The 6836-nt window shown below is 38.5% G+C and carries 5 protein-coding genes; all 5 read left to right on the forward strand.

Features of this window, described 5'->3' with window-relative positions; all coding sequences use genetic code 11:
- Positions 1-5178 (forward strand): cell surface protein SprA (gene sprA, locus ACILQF_RS08975; RefSeq protein WP_395627081.1); only part of this gene is annotated, 5178 nt, incomplete at its 5' end.
- 134 nt (positions 5179-5312) lie between these two features.
- The gene (gcvH, locus tag ACILQF_RS08980; RefSeq protein ID WP_395627082.1) at positions 5313-5693 is read left to right on the forward strand and encodes a glycine cleavage system protein GcvH; all 381 of its coding nucleotides are present in this window, start codon (positions 5313-5315) and stop codon (positions 5691-5693) included.
- On the forward strand, positions 5693-6088 hold the full coding sequence (locus ACILQF_RS08985) for a VanZ family protein (protein WP_395627083.1): 396 nt from the start codon (positions 5693-5695) through the stop codon (positions 6086-6088). The genes gcvH and ACILQF_RS08985 overlap by 1 nt, the downstream gene beginning before the upstream one ends.
- A 209-nt stretch (positions 6089-6297) precedes the next feature.
- The gene (locus ACILQF_RS08990; protein WP_090700273.1) at positions 6298-6513 is read left to right on the forward strand and encodes a FeoA family protein; all 216 of its coding nucleotides are present in this window, start codon (positions 6298-6300) and stop codon (positions 6511-6513) included.
- 6 nt (positions 6514-6519) lie between these two features.
- Positions 6520-6836, forward strand: a 317-nt coding sequence (locus ACILQF_RS08995) for a FeoB small GTPase domain-containing protein (RefSeq protein ID WP_395627084.1), incomplete at its 3' end; no start/stop codon positions are given.

Below are 6836 nucleotides of genomic sequence, written 5' to 3' on the forward strand. Positions count from 1 at the left end.
TACGATTCAACAAAGGTGATTGCGCAGCAGTTGTTTGCAAAGCTGAATAGGTATCAAATTCGAGGTACTTACCAATCTCAGGGTGGTTCTGAGTTTCAGCTTAATTCCATTAATGTGCCGCAGGGATCGGTACAAGTTATTGCAGGTACTTTGCCCTTACAAGAGGGAGTGGATTTTACGGTTGATTATAATATTGGTCTAGTTAGAATTTTAAATCAGGCTTTATTGAATTCTGGTCAGCAGATTAGAATCAAAATGGAGAATAATGAGCTTTTTGGGATGCAGCAAAGATCGCTCACCGGCTCGAGGTTTGATTTTAAAGTAAGTGATAAGCTAAATTTGGGGGGAACGTTCATGAACCTTACCGAAAAGCCACTTACACAAAAGGTGAACTATGGCGAAGAAGCGATTTCAAATACCATTTGGGGCTTTGACGTAAACTATAGCTCTCCTTCGAGATGGCTAACCCGGATGGTTGATAAAATTCCATTTATCAATACTAAAGAGCCTTCAAGCATAACCTTTTCGGGCGAATATGCTCAATTTATTCCGGGTCATCCGAGAGCCTTAAATTTTGCTGGTAGCACAAACGGTGCGAGTTATCTTGATGATTTTGAAGCGAGTAGGTCCTTAATTGATATCAAGAGTGCAATCTCTTGGCAGATATCCGGAACACCGAAGTTTTTCCCGGAATCAAACTTTAATAATGATCTTGCCTATGGTTTTAATAGAGCACGACTAGCTTTTTACAATATTGATCCTATATTTTTCATCGCTGGCAACTCACTTACCCCCGATAATATAAAGAGAGATAAAGGTGAATTGTCAAATCATTATGTGAGACAAGTGTTTGAGCGTGAGGTATTTCCTTTTAAAGAGTCTAATACAGGCCAAGCGATAATCTTACCTACCTTCGACCTCGCCTATTATCCGAATACTCGTGGCCCCTATAACTTTACAAGCACAGGTTTAACGCCAAGCGGGAATCTGGCAAATCCAAAAAGCAGATGGGGCGGTGTATTTAGGAAGCTTGACACGAATGACTTTGAAGCGCTGAATATCGAATTTATTGAGATTTGGATGCTTGATCCTTTCATCTATAAAACAAATAGTCAGGGTGGTGATTTATATTTCAACCTTGGAAATATCAGTGAAGACATTCTGAAGGATGGACGTAAAGCCTTAGAAAACGGGCTAGCGCCAGATGGCAGTTCCACAAAAACAGATCCAACTATTTGGGGTAGAGTGCCGAAACTTCAGCCGGTTATTCAGGCATTTGATAATAATCCTACTGCCAGACAGTATCAAGATGTTGGTATTGATGGAATTAGCTCGGTGGATGAACGTCAGCAGTTTAGCACTTTCTTAAACCAAACGAAAGTTGTTTTGACTCCTCAGGCCGCCACTGATTTGGAATCCGACCCTGCATCAGATGATTTTCAATATTATCGTGGATCTAACCTAGATCAGGCGAATGCTGGAATACTAAAAAGATACGAAAAGTATAATAATACCGAGGGGAACTCCAAAACACAACAGCAGTCGATAGACCAGACAGGGATTGAAAACACCGCAGCCACGTCTTTCCCTGATGGGGAGGATATTAACCGGGATAATAATTCTACGCTGGCGGATGAGTATTTTCAATATAAACTGTCGATTCGCCCTAAAGATTTACAGACTGTTGGCAACAATTTTATTTCGGATATTCTTACAACAACAGTAAAGCTTGCCAATGGTAAGCAGGAGTCGGTTCGTTGGATTCAGTTTAAAATACCAATCACCGACTACATTCAGAAAGTGGGGAATATTGAGGATTTTAAATCGATTAGGTTTATTAGGATGTTCACCACAGATTTTGCAGACACCGCCATCATGCGTATGGCTAAATTGCAACTAGTACGTGGCGAATGGCGCAAGTACAATGCTGAGAATAGTCCCGCGAAAGTTATTTCTGACCCAGCACTAAACAATCCGGGGCTCGACAATTCATCTGTTGATATAAGCACAGTAAATATCGAAGAAAATGGTAAGCGTACGCCAATTCCTTACGTGCTTCCTCCGGGAATTACTAGAGAGATTGATTTCACCAATTTTAGAGGAGAATCACGCCAAAATGAGCAGTCGCTCGCCCTAAATGTTAAAAATTTAAGAGATGGCTATGGCCGCGCAACTTTCCGAACTACATCCAATGATTTTCGCTCTTATAGACGCATGGAAATGTTTATTCATGCTGAAGGTAATCAGGTAAAAGACAATGATTTACGTGCCTTTTTAAGGGTTGGTACAGATAATCAGGATAATTACTACGATTATGATGTTCCGCTAAAAGTGACTAATCCGGGGACTAATGACCCGGGACTTATCTGGCCTGAGCAAAATAAATTAAATGTGGAGCTGAGGTTGTTACTTGAAGCTAAGGCTGCACGTAATCGAGCCAAATTCCAGGGGCAACCATGGCCAATAAATGTTCCTTTTATTTATCAGGATGGAGTGAATATCATCACAGTAAAAGGTCAGCCCGACCTAAGTAGAGTACGTGTTTATATGCTCGGTGTTCGAAATCCATTGCGAAATGAAGCCAACCGTGGGCTGGATGATGGTCTTGATAAATCGGCGCAGATTTGGTTTAATGAACTCAGGCTTACCGATTTTGATGAAGGTGGTGGCTGGGGAGCAACGGCACGTATGAATGCAAAGCTTGCCGATTTTGCTGATATCACCATTTCTGGAAGTAAAAGTACCTTCGGCTTCGGTTCAATTGATCGTAGAGTTAGTGAGCGTAACCGTGAAGATAATGTGTTATTTGATGTTTCAGGGAATATGGAACTTGGTAAGTTCTTCCCAGTGAAATCGGGTATAAAAGTGCCTATGTTTGTCAATTTCTCTACTCAAATAGGCTCACCACAGTATGATCCTCGAAATAGAGATACCGAGTTTAAAACTACCCTTGCAAATGCTAGCAAGCAGGAAAAGGACTCCATTCGTTTTATAACCGAAGATTTTACATCCCGCAAGAGCATAAACTTTACAAATGTTCGTAAAATAAAAACCAATCCTTCTAGTAAATCACGCCCTTGGGATATTGAAAACTTAAGTGCTACTTATGCTTTCAATGAGTTTAGTCATAGGGATTTTATTAATGAAAACAATATTCAGAAAACCTATCGTGCGGGCTTACAGTATAGCTTTTCTAGTCAGGCGAAGCCAATTACACCATTTGAGAAATTAATTAAGTCGAAGAGCTTGGGACTTATACGTGATTTTAATTTTAACCTTTTGCCGTCAATCCTTAATTTTAGTATTGATGTAAATCGTTTGTATTCAGAAAATACGCTTAGAAATAACGATCCTAATAATTTCTTGCCAATCAATACCAATTTTAATAAGAATTTCCAGATGTCACGTATTTATGGCATTAGTTGGAACCTTACCAGATCGATGCAAATCGACTTCAATGCGACCAATTATTCGGTAATTGATGAGCCTGAGGGTCGTATTAACGGACTGAAGCGTGACACACTTTGGGAGAACCTAAAGAAACTTGGTAGGACTACAGATTATGGGCATACGATGAACCTTACCTATAATGTTCCGATCAATAAAGTTCCGGGCTTCGATTGGATTACCGTCGCTGCACGTTATGGCGCAGGTTTTAATTGGCAAACAGAGCCTTTGCTGACATTAAATGATCCAAGTATTGACATTGGAAATAATATCCAAAATTCACGTACTATACAGATTAACCCAACCCTAAGTTTGGTAGGACTTTATAATAAATTCGGCTTTATTCGAAATATGAGCGGAACCGATAAAAAATCGAAAGCCGCATTCCTGATAAATATGCTAACGAGCTTGAAAAATGTAAGTGGTGCCTATACCAGAACGCAGGGGACTTTCCTGCCAGGGTATTTGCCAAAGACTAACTTTTTTGGGCAGGATTATAATACCGGAGCTCCGGGCTACGACTTTCTTTTGGGTAGCCAGAATGATATTAGAGGACGTGCATTGCAGGGAGGGTGGATTACCAGAGACTCACTATTGAATCAATTATACATTACTACGTCTAAGGAGGATATGAACTTTAGAGGTTTGGTGGAGCCTGTTCGTGATTTACGAATTGAACTAACAGCCATTAAGAGCCAAAGCTTCAATTATTCAACCAATTTCAAATTCTTACCATCTAGCAATAGTTTCGACAACTTAAGTCCGGTAACCACTGGAGATTATACCATGTCCTATTTTACTTTGTTAACAGCTTTTAGCAAAGAGAATAAAATCACTAATTCCTCTACCTTGTTTAGGCAGTTTCAAGAAAATAGAATAATTATTTCGAAAAGGCTTGGAGCGCAAAATCCAAACTCTGCAGGCACAGCAGCTGGATTTTCCGATGGCTATAATAAAAATTCGCAAGATGTATTAGTATCCTCATTCTTAGCGGCATATACTGGTAAAAATGCAAATACATTTTCTTTGAATAGCTTCCCTAAAATTCCAATTCCGAATTGGCGTTTGAGTTATAATGGTTTAAATAAGCTTCCTGTGCTAAGCGATATTTTTACCTCCATTGATATAAATCATGCCTATCGGTCAACGTATACGGTTAACGGCTTCAACTCTTTAGTGAGATATCAGGAGGCTAATGGTGGTGTAAATGTTAGAGATGCCAATGGGAACTTCTTGCCGTTTTATCAATTCTCGCAAATTACCCTATTCGAGCAGTTTTTACCGCTTATCGGTGTTGATGTGCGACTCAAAAACAACATGACATTGAATTTAGAATACCGTAAATCAAGGGCATTGAGTTTCAGTTTATCAAATGGTCAGCTTGCTCAGCAGAATGAAAATGGAGCAGTAATTGGAATGGGTTATCGGACTACCGAATTCCGCTTTCCTTTCGGATTATTTAAATCACTAAAGCTCGATAATGATATGAACTTCAAGCTTGACTTTGCACTTAATGACCGTAAATTATTGATTTATCGTGCCGATATCGATGAAGCCGAAGTTTCATCGGGAGCAAAGAACATTACTGTACGCCCATCGGTGGATTATGTTTTAAATCAGCGCTTTACGATGAGAGTATTTTATGATGGGAACATCACCAAGCCTTATACATCTCAAACATTTAATACCTCATTTAGTAATTTTGGGGTTAATTTAAGGTTTAACCTATAAGCCTAAAAAATTTAAGCTTTAGGTTTGTGCGCAATCCTGAACAATTTCTACTTATCGGCCTCAAAAATCCATAATTAATTGGAAGTGTGATCAAATAAAGTATTTTTGTAAAATAAAATTAAAAAGAGAATAAAATGGAATTTCCTGCAGAATTAAAATACACCAAAGATCACGAGTGGATACGCGTTGAAGGTAACCAAGCTTATGTTGGTATTACTGAATTTGCTCAACATGAATTGGGTGATATCGTTTATGTAGACATCAATACGTTAGGTAAAGAAGTGAGTCGTGAAGATGTTTTTGGTACTGTAGAAGCAGTAAAAACAGTTTCAGATCTTTTTATGCCTCTTAGTGGTAAAATTCTTGAGATAAATAAAAAATTAGATGCCAAGCCGGAGCTAGTAAATAGCGAACCTTATGGTGATGGATGGATGGTTAAAATTGAAATATCTGATGCGGCTCAGGTTGCAGAGTTATTAAGTTCTGGCGACTATAAAACGCTGATCGGAGTTTAATGCTAAAAACGTTAAGATACCAGTATCTGTCCATTTTATGGGCCATTTTTGTAGTCATTATTTGTGAAATGCCTTCTTCAGATATTTCACCCGATAGTTTTACATTTTTTGAAGGCTTTGATAAATTGGCACATACTGGTTTCTTTTTTGTGTTAACTGTACTCTTGTTTCACGGTAAAATAAAAGAACAAGGGAGTTATAATTATCGTGCATTAACTATTCTTAAAATATTGCTTATTACCCTTTTTCTTGGGGCAGCTATCGAGGTACTTCAATATTCTGTATTTACCTATCGCTCTGCAGAGTGGTGGGACCTATTTTCCGATATGATTGGCGTAGGAATGGGTATTTTTGGTTATATATTTTTACATAGAAATCACGCAAATGAGAAATAGTTACAAGGCAATTTTCCTGGTTTTCTTAATCTGCATGAGCTCTTGCAGTATATTTAAAAAATCTTGCGATTGCCCACGATTTATAAAATCACAGTACCCTGGTAATCAGTCTATTAAAAGGTAAATTCTTCTGCTTTATTAAAATTACATTTTCTTATTTGGAATTAATTCAAATAAGCTTTATTTTTGTTTAAGATTTAGACAGGGATATGAAGCTTTCACAATTTCTACCAGGGCAAACGGGCATTATCAAAGAATTTACGGATTTAGAAATGTCTGTTAAATTAATGGAAATGGGATGTTTACCAGGCGAGTCCATTGTAGTTGAGCGTCTAGCACCACTTGGTGACCCAATGGCAATTACCGTGTCTGGATATCAGTTAAGCCTCCGCAAAAAAGAAGCTTCTACCATCATTATGCAATAATCCCCAGTGGCCGGCGATTTAAAAGTTGCATTAGTTGGTAACCCCAACTCCGGAAAATCAACCTTATTTAATGTTCTTACCGGTTTAAACCAGAAGATTGGTAATTTTCCAGGTGTTACCGTTGAGAAGAAAATTGGTTTTTTTAAGCATGCTGATGGTTGCACAGCACAAATAACAGATCTTCCCGGCACTTATAGCATTTATCCCAAAAGTAGGGACGAAAGCATCGTTATGGATGCACTTGCCGATAAAAATAATCCGGATTATCCTGAACTGATTGTATTTGTTGCTGATGCATCGAATCTCAAAAGAAATTTACTTCT

Origin of the sequence: Daejeonella sp. (genome assembly GCF_044232565.1) — a bacterium.
Lineage (GTDB): Bacteria > Bacteroidota > Bacteroidia > Sphingobacteriales > Sphingobacteriaceae > Daejeonella.

What these genes read in the sequence shown, in the direction of transcription:
- gcvH (WP_395627082.1), top strand. Translation starts at nt 5,313, where the DNA reads ATGGAATTTCCTGCAGAATTAAAATACACCAAAGATCACGAGTGGATA.
- ACILQF_RS08990 (WP_090700273.1), top strand. Translation starts at nt 6,298, where the DNA reads ATGAAGCTTTCACAATTTCTACCAGGGCAAACGGGCATTATCAAAGAA.
- ACILQF_RS08985 (WP_395627083.1), top strand. Translation starts at nt 5,693, where the DNA reads ATGCTAAAAACGTTAAGATACCAGTATCTGTCCATTTTATGGGCCATT.